The following is a 13,966-nucleotide window of genomic DNA, read 5'->3' as shown; positions in this document are numbered from 1 at the left end:
AGATCGGGCGGGTTGGTGTTGCCGACCACCACAGATTTCAGGAGCATGCATGGCCGAATCGGGCACCCGCACCGTCGACCGGGCTCTCGCGCTGCTCGGCGCCGTGTGCGATGCCGGCAGCTTGTCCCTAGCTGAGGCCGCGCGCCAGACCGGGCTCTCCGCTTCCACCGCACTGCGCTTGCTGCGCACGCTGGAATCCAGCGGGTTCGTCCGCAAACAGGACGACGCCGGCTACCTGCCCGGGATGCGCATTGTTCAGTTGGGCGCTCAGGCGCTGAGCCACGAGTCTCTCGTATCTCTCGCGGCCGGTCCGCTGCGGCGGCTCGTCGCGGAGACAGGGGAGTCGGCCTACCTCAGCGTCCCGGCGTCCGGGGCACTCGCCGATCAGCACAGCATCTACATCGCCATGGAGGAAGGCACGCATTCGGTGCGTCACGCCTCGTGGGTGGGCCGCAGCATTCCGCTGGGCGGCACGGCCGTCGGTGCCGTGTTGCGTGGCCAGACCCCCTCGGCGGGCTACGTCGTCGTTGACCGCGGCGTGGAAAAGGACGTCACCGCGATCGCCGCGCCCGTCGTCGTCGGCGACGGTGACGAGGCGCGGATCGTCGCGGCCCTGTCCGTCGTCGTGCCCACCTACCGCATCACAGAAGAACTCACGGGGCAGATTGGCGCTGCCGTCGCCGCCGAGGCGGCCCACCTGCTCACCACCACAGATTCACCCGCACTCACTGGAGAGACACCATGACCTTTACCCAGCACGATCCCAGCCGCACGATTCGCGCCACGCGCGGCACCGAACTCACCGCCAAGTCGTGGCAGACCGAGGCACCGCTGCGCATGCTCATGAATAATCTGGATCCCGAGGTGGCCGAACGCCCCGAGGACCTCGTGGTCTACGGCGGCACGGGCCGCGCCGCACGGTCGTGGGAAGCGTTCGACGCGATCACGCGCACCCTGGAGACGCTGGAGGACAACGAAACCCTCCTGGTCCAGTCCGGCAAGCCCGTGGGCGTGTTCACCACCAATCAATGGGCGCCGCGCGTGCTCATCGCCAACTCCAACCTCGTCGGCGACTGGGCCACGTGGCCCGAGTTCCGCAAGCTGGAGGCGGAGGAGCTCATGATGTACGGGCAAATGACCGCCGGGTCCTGGATCTACATCGGAACCCAAGGCATCCTCCAGGGCACGTACGAGACCTTTGCCGCCGTCGGCCGCAAGCTCGCCGCGGCGGGCCGTCTCCCGGAGAGCGCCGAGGGCGAGGGGCCGCTGGCCGGTAGCCTGACGGTGACCGCCGGATGTGGCGGCATGGGTGGCGCGCAGCCACTGGCCGTGACGCTGAACGACGGCGCCTGCCTCATCATCGACGTCGACGAGACCCGGTTGCGCCGCCGGGCGGCCAAGCGCTACCTCGACGTTGTGGAAGAGGACCTCGATGCCGCGATCGCTCAGGTGATGACGGCCAAGGCGGAGCGGCGCGGCCTCTCGGTCGGCTACGTCGGCAACGCGGCGGAGGTGCTGCCGGAGCTCCTGCGCCGCCATCAGGCCGGACAGCTGAGCGTGGACGTGGTCACCGACCAGACCTCCGCCCACGACCCGCTGTCCTACCTGCCCGTCGGCGTCGCCGTGGCGGATTGGCAGCGCGAGGCCGCCGCCGATCCGGAGGGCTTCACCGCCCGGGCGCAGGCCTCCATGGCCACGCACGTGCGCGCCATGGTGGAGTTCCAGGATGCCGGTGCCGAGGTGTTCGATTACGGCAACTCGATCCGCGATGAGGCGCGCACGGGCGGGTACGACCGCGCCTTCGATTTTCCGGGTTTCGTCCCGGCCTACATCCGCCCCCTGTTCTGCGAAGGGCTGGGACCGTTCCGCTGGGTGGCGCTCTCCGGCGACCCCGAGGACATCCGCGTCACGGACGAGGCCATCAAGGAGCTCTTCCCCGAGAACCAGCATCTCCACAAGTGGATCGACGCCGCCGGCGAGCGCGTCGAGTACGAGGGCCTGCCGGCGCGCATTTGCTGGCTGGGTTACGGCGACCGGGCCAAGGCTGGACTGCTCTTCAACCAGCTGGTGGCCGAGGGTAAGGTCTCGGCGCCGATCGTCATCGGGCGCGATCATCTTGATTCCGGGTCCGTGGCCAGCCCCTACCGGGAGACTGAGGCGATGGCCGATGGTTCGGACGCGATCGCGGACTGGCCGCTGCTGAACGCCTTGACCGCGACGTCCTCCGGCGCCACCTGGGTCTCCATCCACCACGGCGGCGGCGTCGGGATCGGCCGGTCCATTCACGCCGGGCAGGTCTCGGTTGCCGACGGCTCCGAGCTCGCGGCCGCCAAGCTGGAGGCCCTGTTGACGAACGACCCAGGGATGGGGGTCATCCGTCACGTCGACGCCGGGTACGAGCGGGCCCGCGATGTTGCGGCCGAGCGCGGCGTGCGGATTCCCATGACTGAGGGCACAGCTGATGACCACGCTTGAGAGGCAGGCGGCGGCCGCCGTTAATCCGCTCCTCGCCGCCATCGCCGACACCGGGCGCGACGCGCGCCGAGGGGGATACACCCGTCCGGTGTATTCATCCTCGGAGCTCGAGCTGCGCGAGTGGTTTGTGGCCGAGGCCTCGAACCGCGGCCTCGCCGTGGAGCGCGACGCCAACGGCATCATCTGGGCCTGGTGGGATCTGCCGACCCCAGCCGGTGCCGTGACGGCCGGAGATCCGCGGGCCGGGGCCCTGGTGACCGGATCCCATCTCGATTCGGTGCCCGGGGGCGGGCCCTTCGATGGGCCGCTCGGCCTGGCCTCGGCGCTGGCCGCCTTCGATGTGCTGGCCGCCCGAGAGTCTGCGGGCTCCTTGCACCGCACGCGGGCCTTCGCCATTGCCGTCTTTCCCGAGGAGGAGGGCTCCGCGTTCGGCGTGGCCTGTCTCGGGTCGCGGCTCCTCACCGGCGCCATCACCCCCGCCCGCGCCCTCGCCTTGCGCGACGAGAACGGCACCAGCTTCGCTGAGGCCTCCCGCCGGCACGGGCTGGATCCGGACCTCATGGGACGCGACGAGACAGCCTTGTCCCGCATCGGCCAATTTGTGGAACTGCACGTCGAGCAAGGCCGCGGACTCAATACCGAGGAGTTCACGGACGCCGCCGGGCGGGGCCCCGCCGTCGCCGTCGCGTCGTCGATCCTCGGCCATGGGCGCTGGCGCCTGACGTTCACGGGGCAAGGCAATCACGCCGGGACGACCCTCATGGCGGACCGGTCGGATCCGATGATCGCCGCCGCGAGCACCGTCGTCGCGATCCGTCAGATCGGCGCGGCCCAGCCGGGTGCCCGCGCGACGGTCGGACGCCTCGAGCCGGTGCCCGGGGGCACCAACGTCATCGCCTCCCGCGTGGACGTGTGGATCGATGTGCGGCATCAGGACGACGCGGTGACGGCCGAGCTGGTCGAGCGTATCCACGGCGAGGCCGTGCACCTCGCCGGCGTGGAGGGCTGCGCCGTGACACTGAGCCAAGGATCCCTGTCCGCCACCGTCACGTTCGATGCAGAGCTGACGCGCGGCCTCGCGGCGTCCGCGCAGCGCACCGTGGCTGGCGCCCCGGCCTTGGCCACGGGGGCGGGGCACGACGCCGGTGTTCTCGCCGCGGAGGTTCCCACGGGCATGCTGTTCGTGCGCAATCCCTCCGGGATCAGCCACTCGCCCGAGGAATATGTGGAGGACGACGACGCGACCGCCGGCACGCTGGCGCTCGCCGACGCGCTGGGGGACCTGCTGTGAACGGCGGCCTCGTTCCACTGCCCGGCCCCATCAATGCCCACTCGCATGCCTTCCACCGCGTACTGCGCGGGCGCACCCACGAGGGCGAGGCCGGTGGCGCCGGGGACTTTTGGACGTGGCGCGAGCAAATGTACGCGGCCGCGTCCGTCCTAGACCCGCAAGGGTACGAGCAACTGGCCACCGCCGTCTTCGCCGAGATGGTCACGGCCGGGTGGACGGCGGTCGGAGAATTTCACTACCTCCACCACGGTCCGGAGGGTGCGCCGTACCCGGACCACGACATGGAGCGCGCCGTGGCCCGGGCCGCTGTGACGGCCGGGATTCGTTTGGTGCTCTTGGACACGTGCTACCTCGCCGGTGGGCTCGATGCAGCCGGTCGTCCCCTCGCACTGAATCCGACCCAGCGCCGCTTCAGTGATGGCGATGCCGCGGGCTGGTTGCAACGCCATCAGCGTCTCGCCGCCGCCCTCGCCTCCGAAGCCGCCGGCTCATCGCTGGTGAGCCTCGGGGCGGCCCTGCATTCCGTGCGCGCCGTCGGGCCGGAAGCCTTGGCCATGATCGGCGCGGAGCTGGATCCGGCCGAGCCCCTCCATGTGCATCTCTCCGAGCAACCCGCCGAGAACTCCGCGTGCGAGGCGGCCTACGGCGTGAGCCCCACCGGGCTCTTGGCGCGTCACGGATTGCTGTCCTCCCGGCTCTCGGCGGTGCACGCCACGCACCTGAGCGAGCAGGACATCGCCGTGCTCGGCGCCGCGGGTGCCAGCATCGTCATGTGCCCCACCACGGAGGCGGACCTCGCCGACGGCATCGGGCCGGCGCGTCGCTTGGCCGACGCCGGTGCGGTGATCGCGCTCGGCACCGATCAGCACGCCAGCATCGACCCGTTTCTGGAAATGCGCGCCCTCGAGCATGGCGAACGCCTCAATACCGGCATTCGCGGCCGGTTCGCGCCCACCGAACTCGCGGCCGCCGCTCGGGCCGGTGGCCTAGCGAGCCTCGGGCTGGCGGACAACAAGGATCAGGTGCAGGTCTCGGCAGCGAGCGTGCGCACCGCCGGGTCCCGCCCGGCCCAATTGCCGCTGACCGCCACCGCCGCAGACGTCGCCGAGGTGCGGATCGCGGGTCAGGTGGTGGCCCAGCACGGTCTCCATACCCGGCTCGGCGACCCCGCTGACCTCTACGCCCGCTTCTTCGCCGACCATCCGGAGTTTTCATGAGCCTGCTGATTACCAATATTGCGGAATTGACCAGCCAGGATCCCGAGCGGCGGGTTCTGCAGGACGCCGCCATCGTCGTCGAGAACGGGCGATTTGCGTGGATTGGCGCGGCCCATCGCGCGCCCGCTGCGGATGTGGTGCACGACGCCGGTGGACGGGCCGCGCTGCCCGGGTGGGTGGATTCGCACACGCACCTCGTCTTCGCGGGGGACCGGTCCGCCGAGTTTCAGGCCCGGATGGCCGGCGAATCCTATGCCGCCGGGGGGATCGCCGTGACGATGGAGGCCACGCGCGCGGCCGATGACGACGAGCTCACGCGCCTGGTGCGCGGCCGCGTCGCCGAGGCGGCGGATGGGGGGACCACCTACCTCGAAACGAAGACGGGCTACGGCCTCAGCGTCGACCAGGAGCGCCGGCACGCCCGGATCGCCTCGGCGGTGGCCGATCACGTGACCTACCTCGGCGCCCACCTGGTGCCGCCGGGCGCCGACGCCGAGGAATACACGGAGCTGGTGTGTACCGAGATGCTGACCGCGGTGCGCCCCTACGTTCACTCCGCCGACGTCTTTTGCGAGCGCGGGGCCTTTTCCGAGGACCAGTCGCGTCGCGTGCTGGCCGCCTGCCGAGACGCCGGTCTAGGCCTGCGCGTGCACGGCAATCAGCTGGGCCCTGGACCCGGGGCGCGCCTCGCCGTCGAATTTGGTGCGGCCAGTGTGGACCACGTGAACTATCTCGAGCCCGACGACGTCGCCGCACTGGCGGGATCCTGGTCCGGGTGGGATTCCGCGTCGGCTACCGGCGCACCGGGCGTGGTGGCCACCTGCCTGCCCGCGTGCGACCTCTCGACGCGGCAACCGCTGGCGCCGGGACGTGAGCTGCTGGATGCCGGCGTGGAAATTGCGCTGGCGTCCAACTGCAACCCGGGGACCAGCTACACCACCTCGATGGCCTTCTGCGTGGGCACCGCGGTCCTGCAGATGGGCTTGAGCGTGCAGGAGGCCGTGCGCGCGGCCACCTTCGGCGGGGCGCTCGCGCTGGGTGTTCAGGACACGGTTGGCAGTATTGAGGTCGGCAAGCGAGCCGACGTGCAGCTGCTCAACGCGCCCTCGGCCGCGCACTTGGCGTACCGGCCGGGCATGCCCCTCACGCAGGCGGTGTTCCGCGAGGGCGAGCGCGTCGACTCGCGCGGCGAGGTACGCGGCTCGGGGCGCGGCGGGGCTCGCCTCTAGCCGGCGGTGTAGGTGACCACGGCCAAGAACCCCCGCCCGGTCACGGCCGTCTGGTCGGCTCCGGAGCCGACGACGACGTCGAGCTCGGTGAGCGAGGCGGCGTCACCGGACGCGCCGCCGCCCTCGCCCGTGGCTAGCTGGGCGTGCCCCGCCAGCAGCATGCCGTACTGATCATTGCCGAGGGGTAAGGCCCGTTTCTTGCTGAGTTCAAGGACGAGAACGCTCACGGACGTACCGTGCGCCGCGAACGCGTTTAGGCAGACCACCGGGCCGGTGGGCAGCGACGCGGTGGTCTGCGCGGCGCCGTCGTACGTGAAGGGACGGTATTGCTCGATCGCCTGCTCGCGCCCGTCCACGGTCAGCACCAGCAGCTCGCCCTCCACCACGGTCTGCACCCGGGTGAAGCCGTCGTAGCGGGAGAATTCGCCAGCCTGATCGACGAGGGCGAGGCTGAGCCGACGCCGTTCAGTGGAGAGGATTTCACGCGTCTTGCCGCGGCCATTGCGCCAAGCGGAGACGGGCAGCTCGGAGGTACGGATCAGATGCTGCGCTGCGGAAGCCATGCCCTCAGCCTACGGCAGGGCGGCCCCCGCGGTGTCATACGTCGCGGGCGCTTCGCCGCACGTCAGGGGGCGTGGTAGACATGAGCCATGGCTAACATCACGCTGCAAGGAAATGACGTCCAGACGGTCTCAGAACTGCCCGCCGTGGGTTCTACCGCTCCCGAATTTACGCTGGTCGGCGCGGACCTGTCCGAGGTGAAGTCGACCGACTTCTCCGGTCAGCGCCTCGTGCTGAACATCTTCCCGAGCGTTGATACGGGCACCTGCGCCGCCAGCGTGCGCGAATTCAACCAGCGCGCCTCGGAGCTGGAGAACACCACCGTGGTGTGCGTCTCCGCTGACCTTCCGTTCGCCCAGGCACGCTTCTGCGGGTCCGAGGGTCTTGAGCGCGTGGTCACCGGTTCCACCTTCCGCTCGAGCTTCGGCGAGGACTACGGCGTGAAGTTTGCCACCGGTCCGCTCGCCGGCTTGAACTCGCGTTCGGTGGTCGTGGTGGATACCGACGGCACCGTCCTGTACACCGAGCAGGTCGCCGAGACGACGGAAGAGCCGAATTACGAGGCCGCGGTTTCCGCGCTGTCCTAACCCGCCTAGCTCGACCGGCCGCCCCGCGGTCCGTGCCTCACGCACGGGCCGCGGGGCGGCCGTCGTATGGTCGCTAGGCGTGGAGGATCAGATCGCCTCCCGCGCGGCATGGACGCGTGGTGCGACCTTGCGCATGAGCTTTCCCCAGTTCGGGGCATCGGTCCGCAGGCTTGCGTTATAGATCCCCTCGAGGCGCATGGCGCCGTCCCAGATCCGCGCTCGCCGCGCTTGTTCCGCATCTCGGGCCAGCTCATCCACGAGGTCACGCCCGTGCCATGCGGCGAGATACGCGACGTTGAGCGCGGGATCCCACGCGGCGGCCAAATCCCAGTCGAGGATGCCGCTCACGCGCCCTCCGATCCAATGCATGTTGTGCCCGGCGAGGTCCCCGTGGACTAATTGCGCCGGCACGTCGGCGAACTGGCGCAGCTCCGCGAGCACCAACGCGGCGTCGTGGACCAACGCCGCGCCGCTGGCCGGATCCGAGGCATGCTCGCCGAGCGCCGTGAGCGTGGTGGCGATCTTCGATTCGGTCCACGGCCCGCGGTAGGCAAATGGGGGAGCCAACAGCTCGCGCAGCGGCGCCACATCCACGGCGGCAAGAGCCGCGATCACCTCGCGTAACCGCACCGGGTCGCCGGTGTGCGGCGGGTGCGCCGCGCCCGGGATGAACTCTTGCACGACGGCGCCGTCGGCAATCCGGCTGAGGGAGCAGGGCACGGCGTAGGGCAATCGCCCGCTCAGCGCATCAACGAGCGCCACGCGGCGCGGTAGCTGGGCCGCTTGGACGTCGTCGCGCGCCATCCGCAGGACGGCCTCCTCGGTGACAAGGACCTCGTGAAACTGCCCGCCCTCCGCCACGGAGCCCTGCGCCCACGCCGGGCCGGGGTAGAGGTTTTCGGCCAGGGCAATCTCAGAGTCTGTGGGCGGGCGCATACCATCGATCCTATGAGCTCGTCCCGTGTGCCTGAACCCGCCGTCGGCGCCCCCGGCGCGTTGCAGCCCACCGCAGGCCGGCCCGCCCGCTGGCGCCTGTGGCTCGAACTGGGGCTGGTCTTGGGGCTCTCCCTCGGACAGTCAGCCGTCTACGCCGTCGTGAGCTTGGCAGACAAGCTCACGCGTGGTCCGCTGGCCGAGCAGACGACGAGCATGAACACCTCCCGCGCCGAGCGCCCCGTGTTTGACCTGCTGTACCAACTGCTTGACATCGCCTTTGCGCTGGTCCCGGCCGTCCTGGCCCTCTACTTCTTGTACCTCCTGACGGGGCGCACGCCCTTCGCGGTACTGGGCTTCGGGGTGCGGCGTCCGGGGCGTGGGCTCCTGCCCAGCGTGGGGTACGACGCCGCCACGGGGACCGCGCTGTTCCTCGCCATCGGCGTCGGGACGCTGGGCGTGTACGCGGCGGGGCGAGCGCTCGGGATGACCACGGCGATCGCTCCCGCAAACCTCGGCGACTACTGGTGGACCATCCCGGTGCTGTTGCTCTCCGCCGTGCGCCACGGGGTCTTGGAAGAAGTCCTCGTGGTTGGGTTCCTCTTCCACTACCTGCGGCAGCTCGGAGTGCACCAAGGGCCGTGGCGGGCGTGGGCCATCATTCTCATCTCGGCCGTGTTGCGGGGCAGCTACCACCTGTATCAGGGGTTCGGTCCGTTCCTCGGCAACGTGGCCATGGGCGTGGTCTTCGGCTGGTTCTATCAGCGTTCGATGGACCGGGGGCAGCCGCGGGTGATGCCCCTGGTGGTAGCCCACGTGTTGCTCGACGCGGTGGGCTTCATCGGGTTTGCCCTGTGGGGGAGCGCCATCGGAATTGGTGCCTGAGCGGGCCGGGAGCCCGAGCGGGCAAGGAATCCTCCCGAGACGAGCAGCGGCGGGGCGTGCGTTCCTGACGCTGTCAGAAACGCACGCCCCGCCGCGGTGATCTCGTGAGGCGCTTTAGAGCGTCACCAGACCGTGGGGCGTCATGAAGGAGACGGACATGATGCCCGGAGTCCCGTTCGGGGCCAGCCAGTCGACCGTCACATCATGCAACGGGTGCTGCTCCGGCTCACCCAGCCACTCGGCCACGCGCTCCGGCGAGCCCGCAATGGAAATCTGCGCAATCTGGCCCGCAGGATTCTCCAGCGCTTGAGAGGGGTGCAGCGGGGCCGTGCCCTCATCCCACTGGATCATGTAGGGCACCTGCGGGTCGGCGATGAGGCCCTTGATGCCGATCTGCTGCCAGGTGAGTTCCTGACCGTCCGGGAACTTCCGATTGCCGGGAACGCGCGTGCGCCCCAAACGATCCTCGAAGCCGGAAAGATCCTCGACGGCGACGACCCAGCCCATCCATCCGCCGCCAGCTTCCGAGCGGGCGCGCACGGCCTGGCCGAACGGCGCCTTGATGCTGGAGGGGTGATCCAGGACCTCGACGACCTCGAGGTACTGGTTGTGCTGCAAGGGAAAAATAACGTTCCGGGTACCGAAGCGGGGATGGACGCCGCCCTTGACAGATTCGAGACCGAGCTTTTCTGCCACCCGTTCAGCAGTGGCCGTCAGGCCGTCCGGTCCGCACGCGTATGAAACATGGTCCAACCTCATCATGTGCTCATGATGGCACTTTGTGAGATAGCTCTCGACTTAGGGTTGCCTAAGTTTGTCATTCGGGTGCATTTTCGTCGCGCGTGAACGTGTGTTTCGCCTCGAGCTTGCGGCGCACGGCCTCGTGACACACACTAGAGCGCAAGGTCATGAGTGCCAGCGCAAAACCCCGGTTTGCTGGCCGGCAACCCTCCACTCGCGGTGGGGTGCCCCGGGTGAGGACCTGGCCTCGAGCCGACCGGCCCGGGGCAAGCGCGGGTACGCCCACGGCGCCAGGCTCTCTGGTGTTGGCGCGGCGGGCGGCCCCACACGGTAAAGGGGAACGTCCATGACGCAGCACAGTACTCAGGCCCATTGGTCCTTTGAAACCCGCCAGATTCACTCCGGCCACGTGCCGGACCCCGGCAACGGCGCCCGCGCCCTGCCGATCTTCCAGACCACGTCCTTCGTGTTCCCGAGCGCCGAATCGGCCGCCGCCCGCTTTGCGCTCGCCGAGCTCGAGCCGATCTACACCCGGATCGGCAACCCCACTACCGACGCGGTGGAGGCGCGGATCGCGGATCTCGAGGGCGGCGTGGGCGCCCTCCTGCTGTCCTCGGGCCAGGCCGCCACGTCCTTTGCGCTATTGAACGTGGCGGAGTCCGGGGACCACATCGTCGCCAGTCCCAGCCTGTACGGGGGGACGCAGAACCTGCTCAAGCACACGCTGAAGCGTCTCGGAATCGAGGTCACCTTCGTGGCCGACCCGGATGATCTCGAGGCATGGCGTGCCGCGATCCGTCCACGCACCAAGGCGCTGTTCGCCGAAGTCGTCTCCAACCCACGCCAAGATGTCCTGGACATTGAGGGCGTCGCCTCCGTCGCCCACGCGGCAGGAGTGCCCCTGCTGGTGGACAACACGCTGGCCACGCCATACCTCATCCGCCCGCTGGAGCACGGAGCCGACGTCGTGATCCACTCCGCCACAAAGTACCTCGGCGGGCACGGCACCGCGATCGCTGGCGTCATCGTCGATGGCGGAACGTTCGACTTCGCGGCCGATCCGGAGCGTTTCCCTACCTTCAACACGCCGGACGAGTCCTACAACGGGCTGGTCTTCGCCCGGGATCTTGGGGTGGGCAGCGCCCTGGGCGCCAATTTGGCGTTTATCCTCAAGGCCCGGGTGCAATTGCTCCGGGACCTCGGATCCTCCCTCTCGCCCTTCAACGCGTTCCTGATCGCCCAAGGTCTGGAGACGCTCAGCCTCCGGATCGAGCGCCACGTGGCCAACGCCAACACCGTCGCCGAATGGCTTCAGGACCGGGACGACGTCGTCCGCGTCGCCTACGCCGGGTTGAAGTCCAGCCCGTGGTACGAGCGCGGCCAAAAGTATGGGCCGCGCGGCACAGGAGCCGTCGTCGCCTTCGAGGTGGCGGGCGGCAGCGCCGCCGGGCAGGCCTTCGTCGATGGCCTCAGCCTGCACTCGCACGTCGCGAACATCGGCGACGTCCGCTCGCTCGCCATCCATCCGGCGAGCACCACCCACGCCCAACTCAGCGAGGCCGAGCAGGCCGCAGCGGGCGTGACGCCGGGCTTGGTGCGCCTCGCGGTCGGCATCGAGCACGTTGACGACATCATCGCGGACCTGGAGGCCGGATTCGCCGCCGTCGAGGCCCGCGCCACCGCCGAACCACGCGAGGCCGCTGTTTAGTGACGCCGACGGACACCTTTACCGCAGTCAGCCGCCCGGCCAGCAATGCACCACGGCCGGGCGGCACGCCCGCCGAACTCGCCGGCGCCGAACACCTCGCCGATGGCATGCTGCGCGTGCTGTCCACGGGGCCGTACACGTTTGACGCCGGCGGGCAGCTCGACGCCGTCGACATCGCCTTCGAGACGTGGGGCACCCTCAACGCGCAGGCCTCCAATGCCGTCCTGCTGCTGCACGCCCTCACGGGGGATCCGCACGTGGCCCGCGGTAGCAGCGAGGAAGCCGGCTGGTGGGACGGATTCGTGGGGCCTGGGGCTCCGATCGATACGGACCGCTACTTCGTGGTGGCCCCCGGCATGGTCGGCGGCTGCAACGGGTCGACGGGGCCGGGCAGCGCCGCCCCCGACGGGAGGGCCTACGGTTCGCGTTTCCCGCTGACCACGCTGCGGGACGCCGTGCGGCTGGAGGCCAGGCTGGCCGACGCGCTCGGCGTCGATGTCTGGCACACGGTGCTCGGTGGTTCAATGGGCGGCGCACGCGCCTTGGAGTGGGCTGCGACGTTCCCCGAGCGGGTGCAGCGGTGCGTGCCCATTGCCACGACGGCGGCCTCCACGGCGGAACAGATTGCTTTCGCGCAGATTCAGACGCAGGCGATCCGCCTCGATCCCCGCTTCGACGGCGGGGACTACTACAGTGCTCCGGCGACGGCCCCGGGCGGCGTGGCCGGATTGGGGGAGGGGCCGGTGGCAGGCCTCGGCATCGCCCGGCGCATGGCACACATCACCTACCGTTCCGACGTGGAGTTTCACGCGCGGTTCGGCCGTCAAGCGCAGGCGGGGGAGGACCCCTACGCGGCCCTGCCGGGCGAGCGCGGACGCTACCAAATTGAGAGCTACCTGGACCACCAGGCCGGGAAGTTGGTGGGTCGGTTCGACGCGAATGCCTACCTCATCATCACGGAAGCCCTCATGAGTCACGACGTCGGCCGCGGCCGCGGCGGGCTCGCACGCGTGCTCGGCTCGTTGGGGCACATCCAGTTTTTGGTGGCCGCCGTGGATTCTGATCGCCTCTACTGGCCAGCGCAGTCGGAGGAGATGGCTCGGCTGCTCGGCGCCGGTCCCGTCGAATACATCACCACGCCCATCGGACACGATGGTTTCTTGACCGACGCGCAGCAGCTGGCCGGAGCCCTGCGGCGCCGGATCTTCACCGACTAACGCGCCGAGCAGTCACGATTGTCCGGCCCACCACGGCCGGTGATTCAATGGGGGCATGACCAACGTATGGAGCCCCGAAGTCGTCTGGAGCCGGCCCGAGAACGAGCGCGACGGCACGCCGCTGATCGTCATGTTCCACGGCTACCTGTCCCACGAGCGGGACTTGATCGGCCTCGCGCCGATGCTGCCGGACGAGTTCACGCTGGCCTCGGTGCGCGCCCCACATGCGCTTGGTCCGGGGTACACGTGGTTTCCGCTCTTGCACGAGCCGGAGTACTCCATTGACCGGGTGACGTCCGCCGTCGACGATGTCATCTCCTGGCTCGAGACCGTGGAGCAGCGGCACTCGTCCGTGACGCTGCTCGGCTTTTCCATGGGCATGGCCGTGGCCACCAGCGTACTGCGGCGCCGCCCCGCAGGGATCGACGCGGTGGTGGGCCTGTCCGGTTTTGCGATCCCGACGCCGAGTGACTACTTCGCCGACGACGCGCTGCGCGCGCGGCGCACGCCGCTTTTCTGGGGCCGGGGGGACGCGGATCAGATCATCACGGAGGACAAGATTGAGTTCACTAACGAGTGGGCTCATGCCGCCACGGATCTCACCAAGATGATGTACACCGGCCTAGCCCACAGCATCAATCAGGCCGAGATGGGGCACGTGGCCGAGTTCCTCCGGGCCAAGGTCCTGACCGCTTAATCAGGCCACCGGGGACAGGCCCGGTGGCCGCGCAGATGGCCCTAGCCGATCGACGCGTCGTGGCTCTGCACGGTGAGCGTGGTCTCGTCCAGCGTCACCGAGTCCCCGACGCGCACCTGCCGGCCCCGACGGGTTTCCACCTCGCCATTGACTTTGACGAGACCTTGCTCGATGAGCGCTTTGGCCTCAATACCGTCTTCGACGAAATTGGCGAGTTTGAGCAACTGCCCCAGCCGGATGGACTCGTCGCGGATGGACACGGTGTTTGGGTCGAAGTCGCTCATGGTCCCCCATTGTAGGGGCGCGAGTCCGCGCGCCTCGACGCCCGCGGCGTCATGCGCCGTTCACGTCCGGCGGTGAATATCGACATCGTTGGTAGGTTAGAGCTCTTGGGCGCCCGGGCCTGACTCGCTGCGCCAACACTG

At 69.3% G+C, this 13,966-nt stretch carries 14 protein-coding genes and 1 riboswitch; of the genes, 10 read left to right on the top strand and 4 right to left on the bottom strand.

The window, feature by feature from the left end:
* The first annotated feature begins 49 nt into the window (after positions 1 to 49).
* Genes IW252_RS03375 through hutI form a run of 5 tightly spaced genes read left to right on the top strand, consistent with a single transcriptional unit; the run spans position 50 to position 6,212 of the window.
* Positions 50 to 745 carry an IclR family transcriptional regulator gene (locus IW252_RS03375; protein WP_196835276.1) on the top strand — a complete coding sequence of 232 codons (696 nt, stop codon included), beginning with the start codon at positions 50 to 52 and terminating at the stop codon, positions 743 to 745.
* A complete protein-coding gene (locus IW252_RS03370) occupies positions 742 to 2,475 on the top strand; it encodes a urocanate hydratase (RefSeq protein WP_196835275.1) in 1,734 nt (577 codons plus the stop codon). Before IW252_RS03375 ends, IW252_RS03370 begins: the two co-directional genes overlap by 4 nt.
* Positions 2,462 to 3,766 (top strand): allantoate amidohydrolase, encoded by a 1,305-nt coding sequence (locus IW252_RS03365; RefSeq protein WP_196835274.1) that lies wholly within the window; start codon positions 2,462 to 2,464, stop codon positions 3,764 to 3,766. Before IW252_RS03370 ends, IW252_RS03365 begins: the two co-directional genes overlap by 14 nt.
* Positions 3,763 to 4,983: a formimidoylglutamate deiminase gene (locus IW252_RS03360; RefSeq protein ID WP_331271424.1), complete on the top strand. Its 1,221-nt coding sequence runs from the start codon at positions 3,763 to 3,765 to the stop codon at positions 4,981 to 4,983. The genes IW252_RS03365 and IW252_RS03360 overlap by 4 nt, the downstream gene beginning before the upstream one ends.
* Positions 4,980 to 6,212 carry an imidazolonepropionase gene (hutI, locus tag IW252_RS03355; protein ID WP_196835273.1) on the top strand — a complete coding sequence of 411 codons (1,233 nt, stop codon included), beginning with the start codon at positions 4,980 to 4,982 and terminating at the stop codon, positions 6,210 to 6,212. The genes IW252_RS03360 and hutI overlap by 4 nt, the downstream gene beginning before the upstream one ends.
* Here hutI and IW252_RS03350 read toward each other — a convergent pair.
* Entirely contained in the window at positions 6,209 to 6,775 is a 567-nt protein-coding gene (locus IW252_RS03350) for a HutD/Ves family protein (RefSeq protein WP_196835272.1), read from the bottom strand. The genes hutI and IW252_RS03350 overlap by 4 nt on opposite strands.
* 87 nt (positions 6,776 to 6,862) lie before the next feature.
* Between IW252_RS03350 and tpx the strand changes: the two genes are divergently transcribed.
* A complete protein-coding gene (gene tpx / locus IW252_RS03345; protein WP_196835271.1) occupies positions 6,863 to 7,360 on the top strand; it encodes a thiol peroxidase in 498 nt (165 codons plus the stop codon).
* 87 nt (positions 7,361 to 7,447) lie between these two features.
* On the opposite strand, the gene IW252_RS03340 is transcribed toward tpx, so the two are convergent.
* A complete protein-coding gene (locus IW252_RS03340; RefSeq protein ID WP_196835270.1) occupies positions 7,448 to 8,296 on the bottom strand; it encodes an aminoglycoside phosphotransferase family protein in 849 nt (282 codons plus the stop codon).
* Between the two features lie 12 nt (positions 8,297 to 8,308).
* On the opposite strand from IW252_RS03340, the gene IW252_RS03335 reads away from it, so the two are divergent.
* Entirely contained in the window at positions 8,309 to 9,178 is an 870-nt protein-coding gene (locus IW252_RS03335) for a CPBP family intramembrane glutamic endopeptidase (RefSeq protein WP_196835269.1), read from the top strand.
* A 114-nt stretch (positions 9,179 to 9,292) separates the two neighbouring features.
* Here IW252_RS03335 and IW252_RS03330 read toward each other — a convergent pair whose 3' ends face one another.
* The gene (locus IW252_RS03330) at positions 9,293 to 9,940 is read right to left on the bottom strand and encodes a VOC family protein (RefSeq protein WP_196835268.1); all 648 of its coding nucleotides are present in this window, start codon (positions 9,938 to 9,940) and stop codon (positions 9,293 to 9,295) included.
* A 142-nt stretch (positions 9,941 to 10,082) separates the two neighbouring features.
* A riboswitch (SAM riboswitch) is annotated at positions 10,083 to 10,198 on the top strand.
* A gap of 67 nt (positions 10,199 to 10,265) precedes the next feature.
* Between IW252_RS03330 and IW252_RS03325 the strand changes: the two genes are divergently transcribed.
* From IW252_RS03325 to IW252_RS03315, 3 genes are all read left to right on the top strand, one after another.
* Positions 10,266 to 11,627, top strand: a complete 1,362-nt coding sequence (locus IW252_RS03325; protein WP_196835267.1) for a bifunctional o-acetylhomoserine/o-acetylserine sulfhydrylase — start codon at positions 10,266 to 10,268, stop codon at positions 11,625 to 11,627.
* Between the two features lie 107 nt (positions 11,628 to 11,734).
* Positions 11,735 to 12,844: a homoserine O-acetyltransferase MetX gene (gene metX, locus IW252_RS03320; RefSeq protein ID WP_196837071.1), complete on the top strand. Its 1,110-nt coding sequence runs from the start codon at positions 11,735 to 11,737 to the stop codon at positions 12,842 to 12,844.
* A gap of 55 nt (positions 12,845 to 12,899) precedes the next feature.
* Positions 12,900 to 13,541 (top strand): alpha/beta hydrolase, encoded by a 642-nt coding sequence (locus tag IW252_RS03315; RefSeq protein ID WP_196835266.1) that lies wholly within the window; start codon positions 12,900 to 12,902, stop codon positions 13,539 to 13,541.
* A gap of 41 nt (positions 13,542 to 13,582) precedes the next feature.
* On the opposite strand, the gene IW252_RS03310 is transcribed toward IW252_RS03315, so the two are convergent.
* Positions 13,583 to 13,825 (bottom strand): RNA-binding S4 domain-containing protein, encoded by a 243-nt coding sequence (locus IW252_RS03310; RefSeq protein ID WP_196835265.1) that lies wholly within the window; start codon positions 13,823 to 13,825, stop codon positions 13,583 to 13,585.
* Positions 13,826 to 13,966 lie beyond the last annotated feature (141 nt).

The organism is Zhihengliuella flava (assembly GCF_015751895.1).
Classification (GTDB): Bacteria; Actinomycetota; Actinomycetes; order Actinomycetales; family Micrococcaceae; genus Zhihengliuella; species Zhihengliuella flava.
Note: the sequence above shows the minus strand (reverse complement) of the source record. Positions and strands in the feature narration are given on the sequence as shown.

Bases quoted from the DNA above. Each gene is read 5' to 3' on its own strand.
- IW252_RS03375 (WP_196835276.1), top strand. From the start codon at position 50: ATGGCCGAATCGGGCACCCGCACCGTCGACCGGGCTCTCGCGCTGCTC.
- IW252_RS03370 (WP_196835275.1), top strand. From the start codon at position 742: ATGACCTTTACCCAGCACGATCCCAGCCGCACGATTCGCGCCACGCGC.
- IW252_RS03365 (WP_196835274.1), top strand. From the start codon at position 2,462: ATGACCACGCTTGAGAGGCAGGCGGCGGCCGCCGTTAATCCGCTCCTC.
- hutI (WP_196835273.1), top strand. From the start codon at position 4,980: ATGAGCCTGCTGATTACCAATATTGCGGAATTGACCAGCCAGGATCCC.
- IW252_RS03350 (WP_196835272.1), bottom strand. From the start codon at position 6,775: ATGGCTTCCGCAGCGCAGCATCTGATCCGTACCTCCGAGCTGCCCGTC.
- tpx (WP_196835271.1), top strand. From the start codon at position 6,863: ATGGCTAACATCACGCTGCAAGGAAATGACGTCCAGACGGTCTCAGAA.
- IW252_RS03340 (WP_196835270.1), bottom strand. From the start codon at position 8,296: ATGCGCCCGCCCACAGACTCTGAGATTGCCCTGGCCGAAAACCTCTAC.
- IW252_RS03335 (WP_196835269.1), top strand. From the start codon at position 8,309: ATGAGCTCGTCCCGTGTGCCTGAACCCGCCGTCGGCGCCCCCGGCGCG.
- IW252_RS03330 (WP_196835268.1), bottom strand. From the start codon at position 9,940: ATGATGAGGTTGGACCATGTTTCATACGCGTGCGGACCGGACGGCCTG.
- IW252_RS03325 (WP_196835267.1), top strand. From the start codon at position 10,266: ATGACGCAGCACAGTACTCAGGCCCATTGGTCCTTTGAAACCCGCCAG.
- metX (WP_196837071.1), top strand. From the start codon at position 11,735: ATGCTGCGCGTGCTGTCCACGGGGCCGTACACGTTTGACGCCGGCGGG.
- IW252_RS03315 (WP_196835266.1), top strand. From the start codon at position 12,900: ATGACCAACGTATGGAGCCCCGAAGTCGTCTGGAGCCGGCCCGAGAAC.
- IW252_RS03310 (WP_196835265.1), bottom strand. From the start codon at position 13,825: ATGAGCGACTTCGACCCAAACACCGTGTCCATCCGCGACGAGTCCATC.